Here is a 19,777-nt window from a genome sequence, read left to right as displayed (position 1 = left end):
AGGAGCCAAAAATGACAGTAGAGTTCCATCTTCCAGACCTGGGAGAAGGTATTACAGAAGCAGAGATTGTCCGCTGGTTAATCAAACCTGGAGATAGCGTGGTCCAGTATCAGGAGATTGTGGCGGTCCAGACGGATAAGGCGGTCGTGGAGCTACCATCGCCTGTATCCGGCACCGTCCTCGAACTGGCGGTGGCGGAAGGCGCTGTTGTGCCAGTCAAAAGCGTCCTCTTGAGATTCAATGAGGACAAGCAGGAGATGGCCGGTGTCGGTAGTAGCTCCACCAATGGACACGCTAAACCGGAGGCAGCCACAGCCTATACTGATACCATTTCGATTCCACAACACAATGGCAGCCGGCACAGCGATACACAACGACCACCACATCCCAACCGCACACAGGCCACGCCTGTGGCTCGCCGGATGGCACGCGAATTCAACATCGATATCGCCACGATCACCGGCAGCGGCCACGCGGGACGCGTCCGTACCGAGGATGTGCAGCAAGCGATCGCGCGTCTGACCGCTCCAAAGGAAACGATTACATCAAACGCCGAAGCTAGTGCCAGCGTGCCTGCCAACGTCAGCAACGGGAACACAAGCACACCAAAACCGCTCCAACAGGCCGCCAGCAATCAGGTTGAGAAGATAGCAGAGGAACGCATCCCCCTGCGTGGTCTGCGACGCAAGATCGCCGAGAATATGCTGCTCTCCGTGAGCACCATTCCGCAGGTCGCGTCCATGGTCGAGGTAGATGCCAGTGGACTGGTTGCGCTACGTAAGCAGTTACAGCCCACAGCCGAGGCTCAAAACATCAAGCTCTCTTATCTGCCATTTATGATTAAAGCCCTCGTGCAGGCCCTTAAACAGTATCCCTATATCAACGCCTGCATCGACAACGAACGTCAGGAAATTGTCCTCAAGCATGAATATCATATCGGTATCGCCACCGCCATACCAGAGGGACTCCTGGTGCCAGTTATACGCCATGCTGATCGGCTCACACTCCTGGAGCTAGCCAGTGAAATCAATCGGCTTGCAGAAGCTGGTCGACAACAAAAACTCCAACTTGACGAACTACGTGGTAGCACCTTTACCATCAGCAACTATGGGAATATCGGAGGCTTTTTCACCACGCCGATCATCAATCCAGGTGAAGCCGGAATTTTGGGACTGGGTCGCATCACCAAACGTCCCTGGGTCGTCGAAGATAGCCTGGAGGTCCGACCGGTCCTCCCCCTCTCCTTCACAGCTGACCACCGTCTGATCGACGGAGAGCTCGCCATGCGTTTCCTCAATACCCTGATAGAGACCCTGGAGCAGCCACAACGCCTGCTCTTACATATGCGCTGAGGATTATATGCGTTTAATTCCGGCGGACCATGAAACAAAGATGCGCATTGTGGTGACGGCAGAGATGACGGCGCAATTCGAGGAAATGGGCGAAGTACATCCAGTCTATGCCACCTACTGGCTCACCAGGCATATGGAACTGGCAGGTCGCCGTCTTATCCTGCCATTCCTTGAAGAAGGCGAAGAAGCAATCGGCTATGAGGTCACGGTACGGCACCTGGCCTCGGCCCTCCCCGGCATGTGGATCGAATTCACCACACAATATGTGCGTACAGAAAAGAACCGCATCTATGTCCAGTGTCAGGCCAGCAGCCAACTACAAGAGATCATTGGCATAGGACAAACCACCCAGGTCGTCCTCCCAAGAGAAAAACTCCAGGCAAAATTCGCCACCCTCATCCAACGCTGGAAACCGCTCCAAATGTAAAGGGGCATGCAGCCCCATCGTAACGGCAGGGCTTGTCCCTGCTACCGCTTTACGTACGATTTGCCGCTCAAACACGTGAGCTTGAGCCTGGCAGAAACCAGGGGAAACGCTTAGTATTATACTGATAGGTAAATCAAACGGGCTATCATCTGGTAGTGTATTTAGACGATCAGTATAGATAAATGAAAGGTTTGGCAACTATGAACGTAGAAGCCAGGACATCAGAGACGGGACATCCCAGGGTTGTAATTGTTGGCGCTGGCTTTGGTGGACTACAGGCGGCTCTGGCTATTGGTAAGCAGCAACCTGAGGTTGATTTGACCGTTATTGATCGTACAAATCATCATCTTTTCCAACCATTGCTGTATCAAGTGGCGACGGCGGCGCTTTCGCCGGCGGATATCAGTACGCCGATTCGGCATGTCTTGCGTAAGCAGAAGCGTACTGAGGTGATTATGGCTGAGGTGACAGGCATTGATATAGAGTCAAAGCGTGTTATGATGGCGGACAATCTCAGTATCCCATATAATTATCTGATCATTGCAACGGGGGCTCATGAAAATTACTTTGGGCATCAAAAAAGTTGGGGACCACTCGCACCAGGATTGAAGTCGATTGAAGATGCTCAGGCGATCCGCAACAAGATCCTGGTGGCCTTTGAGCAGGCGGAAATAGAAACTGATCCCGAGCAACAAAAAAAGTTACTGACATTTGTGGTCGTTGGCAGTGGTCCCACGGGTGTGGAGATGGCTGGCTCGATGGCCGAGCTGGCCTACCAGACATTGACACCAGAATACCGCCATATTGATCCTGGCATGATCCATATCATCTTGATTGAGGCGCTACCCAAAATCTTGAATGCGTTCCCGGAGAAGCTTGCACGCAGGGCAAAGAAAAAGCTGGAACGATTGGGAGTCGATGTCAGAACCAATACGCCACTAGAAGAGATTACCAAGGATGGTGTCGTTGCGGGTGGACAATGGATCGCCTCGACTACGATCATCTGGACCGCTGGTGTACAGGCGTCTCCCGCGGGCCAATGGTTGGGCGCGGAGACAGATCGCGCCGGTCGCGCTAAAGTCATGCCCGATCTCTCGCTCCCCGATTATCCAGAGGTCTTTGTACTGGGAGATACCGCGAATCCTTCACAGGATGGACCACCACTGCCTGGTGTCGCGCAGGTGGCAATGCAGCAGGGTCGCTATGTGGCCTCAGTGATCAAGCAGAGGATTTCCGGAGAGCCAGCCCCTGAGCCGTTCCATTATCATGATAAAGGGAATCTTGCCACAGTTGGACGAGCTTACGCGATTGCCAGCATCGGCCCCATACGCATCTCCGGCTTTATCGCCTGGATCATCTGGCTGACAGTGCATATCGTGTATCTGATCGGCTATGAAAATCGCACCATCGTCTTACTCCAATGGGCCTGGTCATACCTCCTCTTAAAGCGGCGTGTACGTATTATTACGCGCTCGGTGCGGCTATCTCCCCCATCAGATCCAAACCATAAATCTATACCAGAAAAGGCAAAGATCGCGACCAATCCAAAACAATAGAAATGAATACACGAAAAAGCCAACCGTGTGATATATGGTTGGCTTTTTTTTGACGAAAGATTGGTTGATAAGCTAAACTAAAACTTAGTGCATATCTAGTTTCACATCGGAACCGGAAGGCTGCTCGCCTTTGGAGGTTAAGCCCTTCACAACGGAATAGAGTGCCCCCATCTTACCCGAAGGTGCATCCCAGTATTCCGCGCTCTCAACGTGCACTTTCAGCAATGCCAGATCTGGATCATCCTGGCCTTTTGGGAACCAGGCTTTGTAGATGGGATTCCACAGATCCTTGATTTTTTGGCGATCCTGTACCAATTGTCCCGTTCCGGAGACTGAGATGTACAGGTTGTCACCAGGCTTGCTATAGCTCAAATTGACCTGCTGATGCTGCTCCACATCACCTACTTTGGGAGCGGTCGCATAGGTAAAGAACCAGAGATCTCCATCAAACTCGACGGCTTTCAGATCCTGGGTCGCCATTGGGCGGCTACGCAGGGTGCCATCTGGTTCGGTGGTGGTCATCATAGCGATGCGCACATCTTTAATTTTCTCGCTCAGAAGTTTTTTATCGCTTTTATGTTCAGTCTGTGAACTCATAAGAATTTCTCCAATCTATGTTCATCAACAACCACATCCAACTCATTCTCGTTTTCGTGAATACCAATAATACACGCAATACACGGACTGAAAGATGCAATATGAAACCTTTTGAGATCCGTTGTGGTAGAGCTTCAGGCCTACTCGGACCAGACGGTTAAGGTGTTGGCGTCGTGGTCGTCGAGGGTCGCCAGTTCATCGCGCACAGGTGACCAGGCAGCCATTAATTGACCAGGAGCGGACAGAGTTGGGGCAGGATCGTATGGCGAACCAAGTAGCAAGCGTTTCTCACTTGATGCCAGCGTGATTCTCCCCTGACGCGAGATGGTCAGCATGCGGATCAGAGATGGCAATTTCTCCCAGCGCAACAGTTCAGTGCGCTCCTGCACCTGCCAGCCAAGCACACGACGATCATTGGTCGCCACTACCAGTTGCGCGCCATCTCGCGACCAGCACAGGCCCTGAATCTTGTGACCCAGGCTGGCGACCTGCCATACTGCCTGCTTACCTCCAACGGGCCAGCAGGCAATATTGCCTTGACTGGAACCAATGGCTAGCTGTGTACCGTCAGGCGACCAATGCAGGGTACCAGGATTATCACAGCGCATACCACCGGTTGAGAGATGCTGAGGAGCCTGCACACGCACCTGTTGCAGGCGGGATAAAGGTAGATGATAAATCCAGAGTTCGGTATCAACCCAGATAGCCAACTGATCACGCACAGACCAGTCCAGGCCTTGCGGCATACTCAGTGCCAATTGCAATACCTGAGGAAGCAGGCGCGCGTCCCCTACCTGCCAGAAACAGATTTTATGGTTACCAGCTACCGCCAGTACCTGACTATCAGCAGACCAGCAGACGGCGCTGGCTCGTGCTGCGTTTGGCGTTAGAACCTGACTCAGCGCCCCACTGCCAGGCCAGTAGATATAGACGGTACCATAAAGGACACAGGCCAGGGACGAACCATCAGGCGACCAGGATAGCGTCTTGGGACGTGAGGCGAAAGCCACACGTGTGGGTCCCTGTAACAACAGAGGTTGCAGGATCAGCCCTTCTTGACGCTCAGGCACAATTGCACGCGGGGGCTTGATCGGCAAAGGATCGTCCAGGGTGCGTACTTCCTGCACATCTGAGGAGTCCAGGCTGAGTGAGAAGCGGGCTTCATGTGAGATGGCACCTGGATTCGGCTCGGTTTTTTCTTCCCCATAAGCATAGATCGCTTGCTGGAGGGCATGAGCAAAGCCCATCACCGAAGAATAACGCTGCTCAGGTTGCTTTTCCAGGGCCCGCAAAAAGACAGCGTCGATCTCTGGCGATTGCAGGCGCTCCGGTAACAGACTACTGGGGGGCAAAGGCGGTGTATTAAGATGGGCCAGCAGATAGTGCTGTTGATTTTGATCAGTATTCTGGATAGGAAATTTGCCTGTCAATAACACACAGGCCATTACCGCTAATGCATATTGGTCTGAGGCACTATCCACCTCCTTCCCAATCTGTTCGGGTGCCATAAAGGCAGGCGTGCCCACGATCTCACTGGCCATTTCAAAGGACTGATGTTTATAACGAGAGATACCAAAGTCAAAGAGATACAGATAGACTGCCCGCTCAGGAGTATTGATCGAACGATACAGGAAATTACCTGGCTTTACATCCTCATGCACAATCTGTGGATTCTGATTATGCAGATACCAGAGGCAATCGGCTGCCTGCATTACTGCATCGGCCACCTGGCGCAAAGACCAGGATTGCCAGGGGGGACGCTGATTCATCAACGTTGCCAGTGATCCCTCTTCAATATAGGGAGAAACCAGAAAAGGCACACGGCGCTGCTTATACTGGCGATAACCAGAGTCCAGCAAGGGCAAGATCTGTGGATGGCTCAGACCCTGAAGGATAGTGATCTCACGTGCGAAACGCTCCTCAGTTTTCTGATTGCGCTTCTCATCGCCTTCATGCACCTTCATAATCTTCACCACCACATCCCGCCCGGACTCACGATCCTGTGCCAACCAGACCTCGCTCATATGTCCACTGGGCAAGGTCTTCTTCAGCGTATAGCGCTCAGCGCCCATGGTTCCTCCCTATGAAAAGTTGATCTTAGCGTATACGCTGCGAGGGACTACTGGCCTGTCCCTGTCCTTGATTCCTGGATGCTGTATGCTGGCGATGCAGGGTCTGATATTGTTCAGCCAGATCTTCATTGACGCTCTTAAGCTGTTCAAATTCGATGCGTAGCCGGTTGCGCTCCTTGGTCAACTGATCCACACTATTCTTAAGTTTATCCCTGTCGCTGATAGCCTTCTTGATCTCATCCTCGTTGAAGCCTTGCTCTTCACGCACTTTGAGTAACTCTTCTTCCAGGCCACTGATCGTCTTCTGCTGCTCCGCCATCTTCATAGCTGAGGCCAGCAACTCCTTCTTAAAGGTCTCACGCTGCACATCAATGTCCTGCTGTAGCTTGGCCATCTGTGGCTCATAACGCCAGCCCAACAGCACATTAGAGACCTCATGCAGAGCCCCCTCATCCGTTTTATCTTCACGCAACTCCTGCAACTTACGCACGTCCCACTGACCACTGGCCAGCAGACCACCAAGGGCACGCAAGGCGACTGAGAGTTCTTCTGGATATGGCGCACCCGGCCGTCGATTGGCGATCCCGTAGCGATCAATATGATAGACGTACTCTTTCACATCCTCTGGCGCAATCGTCATGCTCAACACGGATGCGATCTCGGCACGCAGGGCCGCAGGCGACTCAGGATCATCAAAGACCTCCAGCAAGAGATGCTGTGTCTTGGACCCAAGCAGTAAGAAAAGATAGATCAACTGCTTACGCTGCTGCGGATTATCAATCAAGGACTGCACCAGATGATCAATAATTGCCTGCTCACCTAGCAGGAGCAACAGAGCCATCACACGTAGATTGGTCTCCTGGGCTGTACTCTGCTCGACAAAATCGATCAGTTCAGGTACCATCACATGTTCCTGATAATCCAGCTTGGATTCCTCATAGATACGCTCTAAGAGCAGCGAGACGGCCATGGCGATATCATCGCGATCGTCACCTACCAGCAGCGAGACCAGTTCGTCCTTGATAACTTCTGGCGCCATGCTGCGGAAGACCTTCATCGCCGCTTCACGTCGGGGTACATTATTACGGTCACTCTGCGCCGTCCAGATAAACGAAAGGGCCGGTACACCAATCTCACTAAGGATAAATTGTGCCGACTTGGCCACGCCAGGATCGCTGTTGACAATCAGATCACCTACCCGCGAGACCACCAATCCACCATTTCTGATCAAGGCGATTTCAGCGCCCCGCCGTTGCTCCTCATTAAACAAAGCATCCACCAGACGATTCAAGACACTTTCCTGTAGAGCGGGCTTACGAGCCAGGCGCACAAATGCTTCAGCCACATCTTCGATCAAGCGCGCATCTTCCAGGCCATCCAACAGGGCTGGAATACTGATATCAGAGAGTGTTTCTGAGAGCAGATCCAGCAAGGACTCACGCGCATAGGGAGGCAGGGTTGGATGGAAGAGGCGCACGATCTCGCGCACAATCTCTTGCTGCTCACGATCCTGACGTTGACGAACCAGGGTAATTACCACGCGCTGCGCCATCTCACGAGCCGTGGCCCGCTGATCGTTTAAGCCCTGGACCAGGGGACGCAAGACCGTCACCCCATAGCGCGGCAAGAGATCCGCGATAATAGGACCACGTTCATGTTCTCCTAACAGGCTTACCAGTGGAGGAATGGCGGCGTCTGGATATTTCAGCAACAAGGTCGAGACCGCGTTGCGGGTTGTTGGCTGATACAGGGCATCTAACAGCGCCGGCACGACAGTTGTACCAGGCATCTGCTCAAGCGCCTGTTGAATATATTCCCGCACCGATTCATCGCGATGCAAAAGATGCTGTACCAATACCGGAGCCGCATCCCGGCCTTTATCGCGCAGGACCATCACGATCTGATCGGCCTGGGCCGCACTCTGACGCTGCTCTAAGCGACCAATCAAAGCCTCACCAGGGAAAGGTGTCATCATCATCAAAGCACGACGCACGCGCTGGGTTACCGCATTATCATTTGGAGTATCCAGGGCCAGCACAAGTCCTTCAAAGGCGACCATCCCTAACTGGCTCAAGCCCTGGATGGCTGCTTCATAGACCATGGTATTGTTCATTGCCAGGATCTGTAGCAAAGGCTTGACTACACGTACATCCTGGAACTGACAGAGAGCGCGAATGATAGCGATGATCACTAACTGCTCAAGTTGTGGATGTTCCAATAAATGGATTAAGGCCGGAATGGCCCGTGCATCGTGCAGGTGCTCCAGAATCTGGACCAGGAAGCGTGTACGGCCAGAGACGCCGGTTGAAAGAGCATCAATGACTGGCTCAACAACGGGCTCGCCAATCGCTTCCAGCACGGTAGACGCGCGCTCGGCGACAACATCATCGGCATCAGTCAGAATACGCTCGATCAGGCCAGGAATACTCTCAGGTGCATAGATCTTCAGGGCCTGGAAAACCTGTTGGCGCACCGATGCCTGTGGATCACCAAGTAAGCGCAGCAGCGGCTCCAGGGCACGGAAATCACGCGCCTCGCTAAGGATCTGGACCACACGGAAACGCACGACTTCGGATGGATTATTCAGGCGCTCAATCAAGCGCGGCACCGCCGGCGAACCAATCTCCTGTAAAGCCTGGACCACGTGCTGGACCGCACTACTATCCTGAGAAGAAAGGAGGCCTAATAGCGCATCAATCGCCTTCTCCCAGCGCCGCTCACGGCCACCAGTCGGCGAGAAACTCTTCCCCTGGCGCACCAGGAACTCACGTGCCACCTGCTGGGTCTCCGGCTCACCCTGATATTGCGAGGTCAGCATCGGAACCACATGCTCAAGGATATGCTGATACTGCATCAGCGTCATCTGATACTTCGTACCCTCCTGCTCATCCAGAAAGCGATCCAGAATCGTCAGCAAAGCCTGATGGACACGCTCCTGAAAAGGTCCACTATTGCGTTGCTCTAATTCCTCCAAGGCACGATTCAGGATCAATTGTGGTCCCAGGCGGATCAAAGCGTTAGTAGAACGCTGAGCAATAAAGATATCGCTATCACGTAAGCGCTCAATCAAAGGCTCGACCGCTGAACTCTCGCTGGTCCAACCAAGGGTATTGACCGCCGCCGCACGCAGACGCAAAGAGCGCTCGGGGGCTGGAAGACTCAAGAGGACCGCACGCTCAACGACGGTATCCCCAAAGCGACCCAGCACGCGCACGATACGCTTGACCTGCTGCTCGTAAGCCATATCATCCACGGCATCCTGCAACTGGGTAAACAGAAGGTCAGGCACGACCGTACGATCCAACAAGGTCAATAGTTCATCGACGCCCTCGGCCGTAATCAGTGGGAGCAGGGAACGATATACTTCCTGTCCACCTTCTTCAGCACAGTGGGTAAAGATTAATGCTAGCTCTTCACGGGCCGCTTTATTACGTACCGCTACCGAGAGTGCCTCCTCAATACTTGGAGGCAACACCACCCGCTGCTGATTCTCTGCCTGCGGCGGTGTCCAGAGTACACCGACACAGACCAGTCCCAGGGTTAGAGCCTGCAACACATAGGCCTGATTATTCAAGCCCAGCAGACCAAAGCTTTCCGCCAGTTCCAGAGGATTATCCAGCAGACCAGCCCAGATCGCGACCGGCTCACTCCAACGGCCCACATCTTCTAGCAGATCCTCACGAATCGTCAAGGAGGCCAGCGAGCGTGGCGCACAGGCCGCGAAATATTCGGCCACCAGATATTCGGCGATCAACTCATGGCGGAAACTCAACACACCATCCGCGCTGATCTCAATCAGGCCAGCCTTCTGCGCAAAGTTCAGCAGGAGCGCGCTATCATCATAAGGATCATTGATAAGCTCACCCTCTGACATAAAAGGACTCTGCGCGGGATGATCATCCAGCCAGAATTTTAGTTCGTCGCGCACCTCGTCAAAATTACGCGCGCCATGGGCATTATTGGCTGCCCCGGCCGCTGAAACTGAGAGTTGAATCGCATTGCGGTCCTGGGCCCAGCGTGCCGCGCACGCCACTTCGCTCAAGAAACGCACCACCTCATGTTCTTCAGGAGCACCACTCCCCCACTTCACAATCTCCTGCCGTAAAAGCTGGCGCACCGACTCACGCAGCAAGCGTCCACGTGTATCCACCTGCTTACCACGCTCCATACCAATCTTATCGATGATACCCATCAATGTGAACAACATCATCGGATTGGTACAATGGTAGCGCAAGCGGCTACGATCGATCACCGTCATAATTTGTTCGGCACTATGTTGCCACTGATCATCCTGCTTCTCCACGTAGCGCGTCACAAACTCTGTCACCTGCTCCGGTTGCAGTGGATATACCACGACCCGTGCCGCCTGCCCATCTTCGACCAACTGCACAAACTCGGGCTGCTCACGATAATCCACCTCACGACAGGTCATCACCAGACGATTCTGGCTCCCACGCATCAACTCCACCAGTTCACTACTCACCTGAGGTAGATAGCTACTATCGATCTCATTTAAGCCATCACAGAGCAACAACAATCGCCCTTGAGTAAATAATGAAGCCAGATAAGGACGGAGTTGGCGCACACCGGGTAGATCGCTCTGAGTGATATAAGAAAGCAACGAAGGCTGATCCACAGCTGGCTGCTGTCCCTCATCATCACTCACAGGCACACTCAACTGCTGCTGCTTGAGGAAAAGGCTATAGTTTTTCATCGGCACATAAACTGGAATCTTATTACGCGATAGTGCCAGGCCAAAAGTTTTTTGCGAAGAAATATACTGATATACGCGCAGAGCCATCGTCTTACCAGCACCCGGCACGCCTAAAACCAAAAGATGACTACGCTGATTCTCCACCAGATGCAATATCGAAACCTGCTCATCGCGCTGTATCGTCCCATGTTGTTCCGGTAACTGAGCCAGGTCAGCGGTCTGCCGAATATTAGTCAGGGCCGTCAAAGGAGTATATAAATCATTATAGTCTTTTTGCGCGGCATGGACGGCACGTAGATAACGCATAATCGCCAGCGGGCGAGCCAGGAATAAAGCCAGGCCAGTAAAGATACATAATTCTGGTAAAGCAAGTATAAGAATAAGAGTCAGTTGCGAAAGAAGATGGAAAGGAAAGAGAATACCAAAGACAAGAATTACAGTTAGCAGGCAGGTTATGCCCAGTCCCACCAGGGAACACAAGAGGATACGTTGCGGGGTTATAGCTGACCGCTGCCCTCCGCTTGTGACCAGGGGAATATCTATTTTTTGCACCTGTTTCATTGAGGATACCCCGGATTTCTTTTTATACACATAATAAAAACAGTATATCGCAGTCAATCCATCTAAACAAGCAATAATAAATATTGACCAGATAACTCCTAGTGGTCTGACAGATAGTGTTTGTTTCCCACTTTTATCGGGGAGCGTGCAGCCAACCGCACGCGGGCCCTGAAGGGCCCATACTTCTTTTACGTGTGGTGTCAAAAAGTGTTCTCAGAACGCTTTTTGACACCACACGTAAAACCCTTGGAGCGCCAGAGGCGCGAAAACGACGATCAGCGGGGCATGGATTTCATGGTAATCAAACACTGTCACACAGTTCGTTTGACCGGTTCTTTCTTCGCCCGCTACGTGGGCGGGAGGGGAAGGAGGTTTCGGGGGCACTGCCCCCGATCCCCCATGCAGAGGGCGGCGAGCCCCTTGCATCCCCGCTTTACATATGAGATGGGTCAAATTACCAGGTTCACAGCCGAAAATGTCACTGGTTTTTTTGTGGGATATGTGTTTTACTTTGGGAAGATTATCATTGAAATATACATATATTATTTGTACGGATTATAAATGCAATGTGGTAGTGAGGATGGAATCTCAGGATGTCGATGTCCTTTCTATGGTTTACAAGCTGACAATTTTCTTTCTATAAGGGGGTTCTTGCATGGAGCCAACCGCTCCTCTATCTATTGAAGAGTCAGGGCACAAAAAGCTGACATTGGCTGATCAGCATGAAATTGGAGAGGCGAGTGAGCCACGAGCAAATCTTCAGGCAGGACAGGGCAAACCAATACCTGCCATCTCTTTCAGCCGTAAAAGAGCAGCCGTCTTGATTGTGGTGCTTCTGTTACTGGTCGCACAGGCGATGAGTCTTGGACAAGAACAGTTTATTGGATCACAGGGGTGGGCCAGTATACTTGCTCCCGATCAGATTAATAGCTCAACCGCATCGACGACGAAAAGTGGCCATGAACAAACGACAGTCAAAGGCACAAATTCTTCCCAGAATCCTAAAAATACAGCCATAACACCACAGGCCTATATCGATCAACTCGTCGGTAAGTTATCTATGGACCAGAAAATTGGTCAGATGATGATGGTTCAATTTGTGGGAGCATCATATTCATTGCCTCTAGAGACAATGGTAAATCAATATCATGTTGGATCGGTGCTATTATTCTATGCTAATGGCAACCTTATCGATAAAACACAGCTCAAAGATCTTACTCAGGAACTGCGGCGTGCCCGGCCTGATCTACCGATCAGTGTCGCGCTCGATCAAGAAGGCGGAACAGTAGATCGCTTAATAGACCTGGATGGACCTCGTCCTGCGGCGGCAACGATCGGGGCCACCAATGATCCGCAACAGGCCAGAGCAGCCGGTGTACAGGATGCAAAGGATCTATCTTCTTATGGAATTACGCTGAATCTGGCGCCTGTGGTCGATGTAGATACATCACCCTATTCAGAACTGCATCAAGATCTGAGGACATTTGGGACGACTCCATCCACTGTAAGCACTATGGCTACGGCCTACCTGCAAGGGCTGCAAGCAAGCAAGCAGGTAGTCGGCACGCTCAAGCATTTTCCAGGTCTGGGCAATGTAACGACCGATCCACATTTCGGCATACCAAGTGTCCAGCGCTCAAAGGATGAGTTAGAGAATCTGGATTGGGCACCCTATCGAACTCTGATCAAGCAAGGCGAGGCACACGCCATTATGGTGACCCACGAGATTGTGCCAGCCATCGACCCTAATCTACCTGCATCGCTATCCCCCAAACTGATTCAAGGCATTCTCAGAGATGAAATGGGTTTCCAAGGCGTGATTATGACCGATAGCCTGACAATGGCAGGTATTACCGCCTATTATCAACCCGATCAGGCAGCCGCAATCGCAATTGAAGCCGGCTCAGACATGATCATGGGGGCAAGCAGTCCCAACGATGTCGCTACAATGATCCAGGGGATCAAACAAGCCATCTCTAACGGCAGCATTTCAACCTCACGTATCGATGCCTCGGTACGCCGCATCTTATTGCTGAAATATCAAATGGGATTATTAGCAATTCCAACAAATTAATAGATAGAAGGATAGAGCATGATCTATTTGCGCCTTATGCATAAGCAGACCGTCAAGTATCAGAACCCACTGCGCATTAGCGCTATTGTCCTGGAAACGCTGCTGGTGGCGACCGCACTCGTACCGGCACAGCTCTGGACACGTATTCTTCCACTTTCGGCCAATACACCACTAAATGGTCCTTATCCCGCCAGTATCGCACCACTAATTACGTTACTGTTATATACTATTCCTACCCTGATCGGCCTTAGCTGTCAACAATGGCAACGCGCCCTGCTCTATGCAACCTTGCCAGCCTGGATTGGACTGGGACTCTTTCTGGTGGCGGCAACATTTAAAGTCGGTGCCTTCTATCTGGTCTCACCTGATCATATTACGGCCAACGTTAGCCTGTTAGAGTTGTTTGCCGCGCTAGGATCTATTGGCTGGTTAGCAAGATTTTTATTTAAAATGAGTTAAAATATAAATCAGAAACTTTAACAACTATGCCAACAGAAAATCTAGCGAATGAGAAGCCGCAAACTGGTGATGCCGAGGCGCAGCGTCTCTTAAAGCGTACACCGAATAATTATCTCATCAACCAGATCTATAATCTCTGGTTTTATGTATCGTCGTTTCTTTTAACGGTCCTGATTACACGCTCGGTCGCTACCGATCAGTATGGTGTGTATGCGATTATCCAGACGACCTTGAATACGCTCACCTATCTGATCGCGTTAGGACTAGAAGATGCGACGGTCACTTTTGTACCACGCATCCTGGCTGAATATGGAGTAGCCGCAGCCGCCCGACTGGCCCGCTATCTATTAATCTTACGCCTGCTACTCCTTGGTATTGGTATCGCAATACTGATGTTTGGGCTACCATTGCTCTCAAAAGGGATCGCCCTGCTCCCATTTCCTGAAAGTAGCGCCATCAGCCAGGGCTTACAGAATCCATTATTAGTAAAATACAGCATCCCTATCGCCCTGTATATTTTTGGCAATGGCATCGGCAACCTGCTCAACGCCTGCTGTGCCGCCCAGATGCGCATGCAGATCGTCCTGGTAGTTGGTGGCCTGACGCAGGCGATTATGCTCGTGATCAGCTTTTTCTTGCTCAGAGCAGGTTGGGGTATCGATGGTATCCTGTGGCTACAGGCGCTGGTTGCCCTCTTCAACGCCCTGGCCTTTGTCAGCTGGCAGGCTCCATTTCTGGTCAAAGGTCCAACCGAATATAGCCTACCGCTTAAAGAGATCCTACAACTCAGTTTCTCAGCCTGGTTAACCAATCTGGCCTCAGGTGCCCTGTTCAAGCAACTCTCAATCATCTTGCTGGGGATCTTCCTGATCTCAGTCGAGAACATCGGCTACTTTAATCTCGCCTTTCAACTGGCGGATTCCGCCAATCTGCTTCTGGTCGCAGGCTTCGCGGGCGTTGGAGGATCTGCCCTCTCGACCGCATTTGTCGGCCAGGATCATGAACGGCTCGGTCAGACCTGGCAAGCCCTGATCAAAGTTGAGACCCTGCTGGCCGCGCCAGTGCTAGTATTCTGTCTATTTAACGCCGCCAACATTACCTCAATTCTCTATGGCAGCCGCTTTGATCCTGTCTGGCCGCTACTCACCATCTTTCTCTTCTTCAACCTGCTTGTACGCATCCTGGGCACAACCGTGCATCAGGCCAGCCTGTACGTAGTTGGCAAACCCAGACGCGTCGTACTCAGCCAGTGGCTGGGACTGGTAATCGTGGTGGGAGCGGGTGTTATCTTTATCCCCATCTTCGGAGCCGCGGGTGCCCTGATCGCCGATGGCCTGGCCAAAACATTTGTGGGCATACTCCTGCTACTCTTCCTGCTACATTCAATTCCCAGAGCCTATCGCCGCGACCTGCTGACTTTCACGCTACGTTTTATGGTCGCGCTGGCAATTGCCGCCATTCCATCACTGCTCTGGCATCCAACTGATCGCATCTTGTTAGGAGTCTCAGGCGCCATCTTTATCGTACTCTGCCTGCTCTTGCTCCAATGGATCAAACCACTCAGTCGAACCGACCTGGGAATGCTCCATGGCTTAAATCCACGACTAACCAAATATCTCGTCTATTTCAGCCGTCAGGCCTGAGAAAAAGCGGAGTTTAAAAGAAGTGATACGACAAAGACAACCAGAAAAACTTGATCCTGTACTAGTAGTACGGGCCTATGCGCAGGGCATCTTTCCTATGGCGGACGAACGTGGCAAGATCAACTGGTATGCGCCAGATCCACGCGCGATCCTGGAACATGAACGGTTCCATGTGTCGCGCTCATTGCGCGCCACATGGCGTAAACAGCCCTATCAGATACGTATGGACACAGTCTTTGAGCAGGTTATGCACTGTTGCGGTGGACGTGAAGATACCTGGATCAATCAGGAGTTTATTACTACCTATACCTATCTGCATTACAAAGGTCTGGCCCATTGTGTCGAGGCCTGGGATGGGGATAAACTGGTAGGTGGACTCTATGGGGTGGCACTGGGAGGCGCGTTTATGGGTGAGAGTATGTTTTCTAGCGCCCCCGATGCATCCAAGCTCTGCCTGATAGCGCTAGTAGAACATTTGCGTAGCCGTGGCTATATCCTCCATGACACCCAGTTTATCACGCCCCATCTGGCCAGTATGGGCGTGATAGAGATACCGCGCCTGGAGTATGAGCGGCGGCTACAGCAAGCATTACAACTCCACTGCCAGTGGTAAGAAGCAACTAGTGCGTCTGTATTTGCAGATCTTCCTCATCATCGTCATAGTACACCTCTTCCGCATCTTCCATACGGCGCTGATCGGCCACGCGGGTCTTATGCTCCATCTGTCTCATCCAGCTAATAAAGAGTGGCGACATCACCGCCAGATCGACCAGGCCGGGAACCAGCAACATGGCACCCGCGATGCCCTGATCTCCTCCAGGATTTAAGGCATTCAATGGATAATGATACAGGGGCACGCCCGTATAGACCAGGATAAAGGCAAAGATATCAACCGGCTGTCCATCTAAAAAGACATAGAGCATCTGTAGCGGATAACCGTGCTTTTTTAGCTCGGATAGCGATCCAATGACCGGCCACCAGTTGAGCAGCGAGGTCAGGAAGATCACCAGGAGCATAGTATCGTAAAGGGGGACATTAAGGATCGCGTTATTATATATTTTCGGTGCATGCCAGAGGAGGAACGAGACATTAAAGATCACTGAGGCCGCTACTGGATGGGTGACAAAGCGCACGATGGAATTCACCAGTGGCAGTTGTAATATTGGACGTAAGATCACCTCGGAACAGCCCAGCAACAATAAAGGAGCACATACCGTGGTCAGCGTCACTACTACAGCCATATGGACAGAAAAGAGTTGCGTGCGCCCGATGGTATTAAGCGGCGAAAAGAGCAGCACGGCAAACAACAGCAGTCCAACAAAAAATGAAATAACGCGCACAGGATGAACGCTAGGAGCCTGCGGATCTTGCCGATGAAGGCGCTGGACACTCCACAGCCTCAACAGGTAGAGTAATCCCAGCACGACCATACATACCAGAGCACCTGGACTCCAGGACCAGGCAAGCGAAAGACCAGTTGGCATAGATAGACTCCACAAAATGTAGCTAGTAAAGACAAAATATATCATTGCGTAGTATAAGGCAGGAGGAGCCAACGTGCAAATTATATGTGCCTCAATTTGATATAATGACCACAACTCAACCAGCGAAAAAGGAGCAGCCGCTATGCATATTCTTATCGCCCCACAATCCCTCAAAGGGAGCCTGAGCGCAGCCGAAACAGGCGCAGCGATTGCACAGGGTGTACGCAACGTTTTCCCTACAGCAACGATTACCAGCATTCCCATAGCCGACGGCGGCGAAGGAACGGTTCAGGCCCTGATCGATGCCACCCATGGAGAACTACGTAGCCAGATCGTCACAGGTCCTGCAGGCGAAGCGGTCGAAGCTCAATATGGCCTGCTGGGAGATGGTCAGGGAGCCGTCATCGAAATGGCCGCCAGTTCTGGACTGCCCCTGCTACGTCCTGCACAACGCAATCCACTCACAACCACAACCTATGGTGTTGGGGAGCTGATTAAGGCTGCCCTGGACCAGGGACGACGTCACTTTATCCTCGGCATCGGCGGGAGCGCCACCAATGATGGTGGGGCTGGCATGGCGCAAGCCCTGGGTGCCGATCTCCTGGATCAACAGGGACAAAGCCTCCCTTTCGGAGGAGCGGCCCTGGCACAATTGGACAGAATTAGCATAGAGAAGATGGATTCACGCCTGCAAGCATGTCATTTCGAAATTGCCTGCGATGTTAATAATCCCCTCTGCGGGCCCAGCGGTGCCTCCGCCATCTATGGTCCACAGAAAGGAGCTACCCCGGAGATGGTCGCCGAGCTCGATGCGGCCCTCGCCCACTATGCCTCTATCATTCAGCGCGACCTCCAGCGCAGCGTCGCAAATATCCCTGGAGCAGGTGCCGCTGGGGGACTGGGAGCCGGCACGCTGGCCTTCTTGAACGCAGAACTGCGCCCAGGTGCCCGGATTATCCTGGAAGCTCTACAACTAGATGAATATATGAAAAATGCCGATCTGGTGATTACCGCCGAAGGCCGGCTCGATGAACAGACAGCCTATGGAAAAAGTGTGGGTGCCATCGCAGCCCTGGCCAAAAAGCACGGTCTGCCAGTACTGGCACTGGCAGGAGGATTAGGAAAAGATTATAAAGGTATTTACGACCTCGGCATAGATGGGCTTATGGTATTACCCTCCGAGCCTATGTCATTAGTCTATGCTATAGAGCATGCAGCACCATTGATGAGTGAGGCAACCGAACGCGCATTGCAGCTTTTTAGGATGGGGCTACAATACAAAGGGAGACTCATATAGATTGAAGTGTTATTCTCATCCTTATCAAGCGTCTATGTAATTAGTAGCAGAAAGCATCTTTCTGGAAATCTCTTAGTACACCTGTTCATAGCACTGGAATAAATAGTGAAAGGAACACGTTATATATAATAGAGAGAGAGGCTTTCACGCATATACACGCCTCGCAAAGCATTAAAAAGGTCTCCTCCAAAACTTAGCCATGTAGTTTGTTCGGTTCATCATCAAAGGGAGTTTGTTCATCATGCCAGAACATTCATATACGGCCGAAGGTACCGACTTTCAAAATCTGCTTTCCATGGGTTTTTCAGAAAGCGAAGCCGCTCGGCTCACGCATATGAGAGATCACGTTACCGAGCAAACCGAATACCGGGAGCTGCTACAAGAGAGCCGTCGCCTGGGTTTTATCCGTTGGCTCATTGACCATGATCGTATCAGTCACTAGAAGGTGTACTGTTTATAAATTATAAATCAGGAGAATGGGAATGGAAACATTTCCATTCTTTTTTTGTGTCTGTCTAAGATAGTTGTCAGGCTCTCGCTCTCATTGGGAAGCGTGCAGCAGCCGCACTCGGGCGCCTCTGGCGCTCCAAGGATTTTAATTATGCTGTCAAAAAGTGTTCGTAGAACACTTTTTGACAGCATAATTAACGGTTTTACGAGCATTTTAATAACAGCATAATTACGGTCTTACACGCATTTTAATAACAGCATAATTAACGGTTTTGCACGCATCTTATTCTTTTAAGTGTGATGTCATATTGCGCGCATTGCGCGCAATATGACATCACACTTAAAATATGCATGGGCCCTTCAGGGCCCGAGTGCGGCTGGGAGTACGTTCATCGTTGAGAGTGGGCATCAAGCTCTATCTTAGTGATGGGAATATTTTTGTGTGGGCAGGTTTGAGGAAGCCATAAGCCGAATTTTGTACCCGCGGCCGCTTACGCAGCTACAGGCGGTAATCATCTATCTAGGACACAGGTTACCCTGAGTCTCAAGCGACCAACCCGAAGATAAACAGGCGAGCAACCTGCCCGATCAAAGATCAGAATCTTCTGTTTAGTCTTGCTCCAGATGGGGTTTGCCCAGCCAACCAGTCACCTGGCTGCTGGTGAGCTCTTACCTCACCATTTCGCCCTTACCCGAACATAAAAGCCCGGGCGGTATGTTTCTGTTGCACTTTCCTTGAGGTCACCCTCACTGGCCGTTAGCCAGCATCTCTGCTCTATGGAGTTCGGACTTTCCTCGGACCCAAAGGTCCGCGATTACCTGTCTTCCTCAAACCCACGCCATAGTACCATATCTTAAAAGAACAGTCCAGTGGCTTCGCTCTGGGGAGATAATACAACAGAGATTCAGGCTGGCCATTGAATTGCTTGTATGTATACAGTGAAAGCCGAATATTCCTACATGGTAGCGTTGCGATTCCAGGCAAAACACGTTACAATGAGCTTCATCAGAACTCTTTTGTGATATGATAAGCACAAGAACAGGCTGTCATTTGTATTCAATCCAGCACAGCCTTCAAGGCGGCTGGATGT

General features: G+C 51.5%; 13 protein-coding genes and 1 other RNA gene. 9 read left to right on the top strand and 5 right to left on the bottom strand.

Going from position 1 to position 19,777, the window contains the following annotated elements; translation table 11 throughout:
* Positions 1-11: 11 nt before the first annotated feature.
* The 3 genes from EL633_RS16830 to EL633_RS16820 all read left to right on the top strand — a co-directional run bounded on the left by EL633_RS16830 (position 12) and on the right by EL633_RS16820 (position 3,335).
* The gene (locus EL633_RS16830; protein ID WP_126628297.1) at positions 12-1,352 is read left to right on the top strand and encodes a dihydrolipoamide acetyltransferase family protein; all 1,341 of its coding nucleotides are present in this window, start codon (positions 12-14) and stop codon (positions 1,350-1,352) included.
* Positions 1,353-1,359: 7 nt separating this feature from the next.
* Positions 1,360-1,779: a thioesterase family protein gene (locus tag EL633_RS16825; protein WP_126628296.1), complete on the top strand. Its 420-nt coding sequence runs from the start codon at positions 1,360-1,362 to the stop codon at positions 1,777-1,779.
* Between the two features lie 200 nt (positions 1,780-1,979).
* A complete protein-coding gene (locus EL633_RS16820; protein ID WP_126628295.1) occupies positions 1,980-3,335 on the top strand; it encodes an NAD(P)/FAD-dependent oxidoreductase in 1,356 nt (451 codons plus the stop codon).
* A gap of 84 nt (positions 3,336-3,419) precedes the next feature.
* Here EL633_RS16820 and EL633_RS16815 read toward each other — a convergent pair whose 3' ends face one another.
* The 3 genes from EL633_RS16815 to EL633_RS16805 form a co-directional block, all read right to left on the bottom strand.
* On the bottom strand, positions 3,420-3,932 hold the full coding sequence (locus EL633_RS16815) for a pyridoxamine 5'-phosphate oxidase family protein (RefSeq protein ID WP_126628294.1): 513 nt from the start codon (positions 3,930-3,932) through the stop codon (positions 3,420-3,422).
* A gap of 140 nt (positions 3,933-4,072) precedes the next feature.
* Entirely contained in the window at positions 4,073-6,004 is a 1,932-nt protein-coding gene (locus EL633_RS16810) for a WD40 repeat domain-containing serine/threonine protein kinase (protein WP_126628293.1), read from the bottom strand.
* Between the two features lie 25 nt (positions 6,005-6,029).
* Complete coding sequence (locus EL633_RS16805; protein ID WP_126628292.1) at positions 6,030-11,279, bottom strand: HEAT repeat domain-containing protein; 5,250 nt, start codon at positions 11,277-11,279, stop codon at positions 6,030-6,032.
* 655 nt (positions 11,280-11,934) lie between these two features.
* On the opposite strand from EL633_RS16805, the gene EL633_RS16800 reads away from it, so the two are divergent.
* The 4 genes from EL633_RS16800 to aat are packed head-to-tail and all read left to right on the top strand — an operon-like array spanning position 11,935 to position 16,068.
* Positions 11,935-13,353: a glycoside hydrolase family 3 protein gene (locus EL633_RS16800; protein WP_126628291.1), complete on the top strand. Its 1,419-nt coding sequence runs from the start codon at positions 11,935-11,937 to the stop codon at positions 13,351-13,353.
* Between the two features lie 18 nt (positions 13,354-13,371).
* Positions 13,372-13,812, top strand: coding sequence for a hypothetical protein (locus tag EL633_RS16795; protein ID WP_126628290.1), 441 nt, complete (start codon positions 13,372-13,374; stop codon positions 13,810-13,812).
* Between the two features lie 26 nt (positions 13,813-13,838).
* A complete protein-coding gene (locus tag EL633_RS16790; RefSeq protein WP_126628289.1) occupies positions 13,839-15,455 on the top strand; it encodes a lipopolysaccharide biosynthesis protein in 1,617 nt (538 codons plus the stop codon).
* Positions 15,456-15,477: 22 nt separating this feature from the next.
* Positions 15,478-16,068, top strand: a complete 591-nt coding sequence (gene aat, locus EL633_RS16785; RefSeq protein ID WP_218027508.1) for a leucyl/phenylalanyl-tRNA--protein transferase — start codon at positions 15,478-15,480, stop codon at positions 16,066-16,068.
* Between the two features lie 7 nt (positions 16,069-16,075).
* Here the strand turns inward: aat and EL633_RS16780 are convergent, their stop codons facing one another.
* Positions 16,076-16,939 carry a cytochrome c oxidase assembly protein gene (locus tag EL633_RS16780; protein ID WP_161982196.1) on the bottom strand — a complete coding sequence of 288 codons (864 nt, stop codon included), beginning with the start codon at positions 16,937-16,939 and terminating at the stop codon, positions 16,076-16,078.
* Positions 16,940-17,081: 142 nt separating this feature from the next.
* Here EL633_RS16780 and EL633_RS16775 point away from each other — a divergent pair, with 142 nt between their 5' ends.
* Positions 17,082-18,236, top strand: a complete 1,155-nt coding sequence (locus EL633_RS16775) for a glycerate kinase (RefSeq protein ID WP_126628287.1) — start codon at positions 17,082-17,084, stop codon at positions 18,234-18,236.
* Positions 18,237-18,477: 241 nt separating this feature from the next.
* On the top strand, positions 18,478-18,678 hold the full coding sequence (locus EL633_RS16770) for a hypothetical protein (protein ID WP_126628286.1): 201 nt from the start codon (positions 18,478-18,480) through the stop codon (positions 18,676-18,678).
* Between the two features lie 457 nt (positions 18,679-19,135).
* Here the strand turns inward: EL633_RS16770 and rnpB are convergent.
* An RNA gene (gene rnpB / locus EL633_RS16765) (RNase P RNA component class A) lies at positions 19,136-19,517 on the bottom strand.
* Between the last annotated feature and the right edge of the window lie 260 nt (positions 19,518-19,777).

This window comes from Dictyobacter alpinus (assembly GCF_003967575.1).
In the GTDB taxonomy this organism is placed as follows: Bacteria; Chloroflexota; Ktedonobacteria; order Ktedonobacterales; family Ktedonobacteraceae; genus Dictyobacter; species Dictyobacter alpinus.
Note: the sequence above shows the minus strand (reverse complement) of the source record. Positions and strands in the feature narration are given on the sequence as shown.

Bases quoted from the DNA above. Each gene is read 5' to 3' on its own strand.
- EL633_RS16815 (WP_126628294.1), bottom strand. From the start codon at position 3,932: ATGAGTTCACAGACTGAACATAAAAGCGATAAAAAACTTCTGAGCGAG.
- EL633_RS16800 (WP_126628291.1), top strand. From the start codon at position 11,935: ATGGAGCCAACCGCTCCTCTATCTATTGAAGAGTCAGGGCACAAAAAG.
- EL633_RS16805 (WP_126628292.1), bottom strand. From the start codon at position 11,279: ATGAAACAGGTGCAAAAAATAGATATTCCCCTGGTCACAAGCGGAGGG.
- EL633_RS16825 (WP_126628296.1), top strand. From the start codon at position 1,360: ATGCGTTTAATTCCGGCGGACCATGAAACAAAGATGCGCATTGTGGTG.
- EL633_RS16795 (WP_126628290.1), top strand. From the start codon at position 13,372: ATGATCTATTTGCGCCTTATGCATAAGCAGACCGTCAAGTATCAGAAC.
- EL633_RS16775 (WP_126628287.1), top strand. From the start codon at position 17,082: ATGCATATTCTTATCGCCCCACAATCCCTCAAAGGGAGCCTGAGCGCA.
- EL633_RS16830 (WP_126628297.1), top strand. From the start codon at position 12: ATGACAGTAGAGTTCCATCTTCCAGACCTGGGAGAAGGTATTACAGAA.
- EL633_RS16810 (WP_126628293.1), bottom strand. From the start codon at position 6,004: ATGGGCGCTGAGCGCTATACGCTGAAGAAGACCTTGCCCAGTGGACAT.
- EL633_RS16770 (WP_126628286.1), top strand. From the start codon at position 18,478: ATGCCAGAACATTCATATACGGCCGAAGGTACCGACTTTCAAAATCTG.
- EL633_RS16790 (WP_126628289.1), top strand. From the start codon at position 13,839: ATGCCAACAGAAAATCTAGCGAATGAGAAGCCGCAAACTGGTGATGCC.
- EL633_RS16820 (WP_126628295.1), top strand. From the start codon at position 1,980: ATGAACGTAGAAGCCAGGACATCAGAGACGGGACATCCCAGGGTTGTA.
- EL633_RS16780 (WP_161982196.1), bottom strand. From the start codon at position 16,939: ATGCCAACTGGTCTTTCGCTTGCCTGGTCCTGGAGTCCAGGTGCTCTG.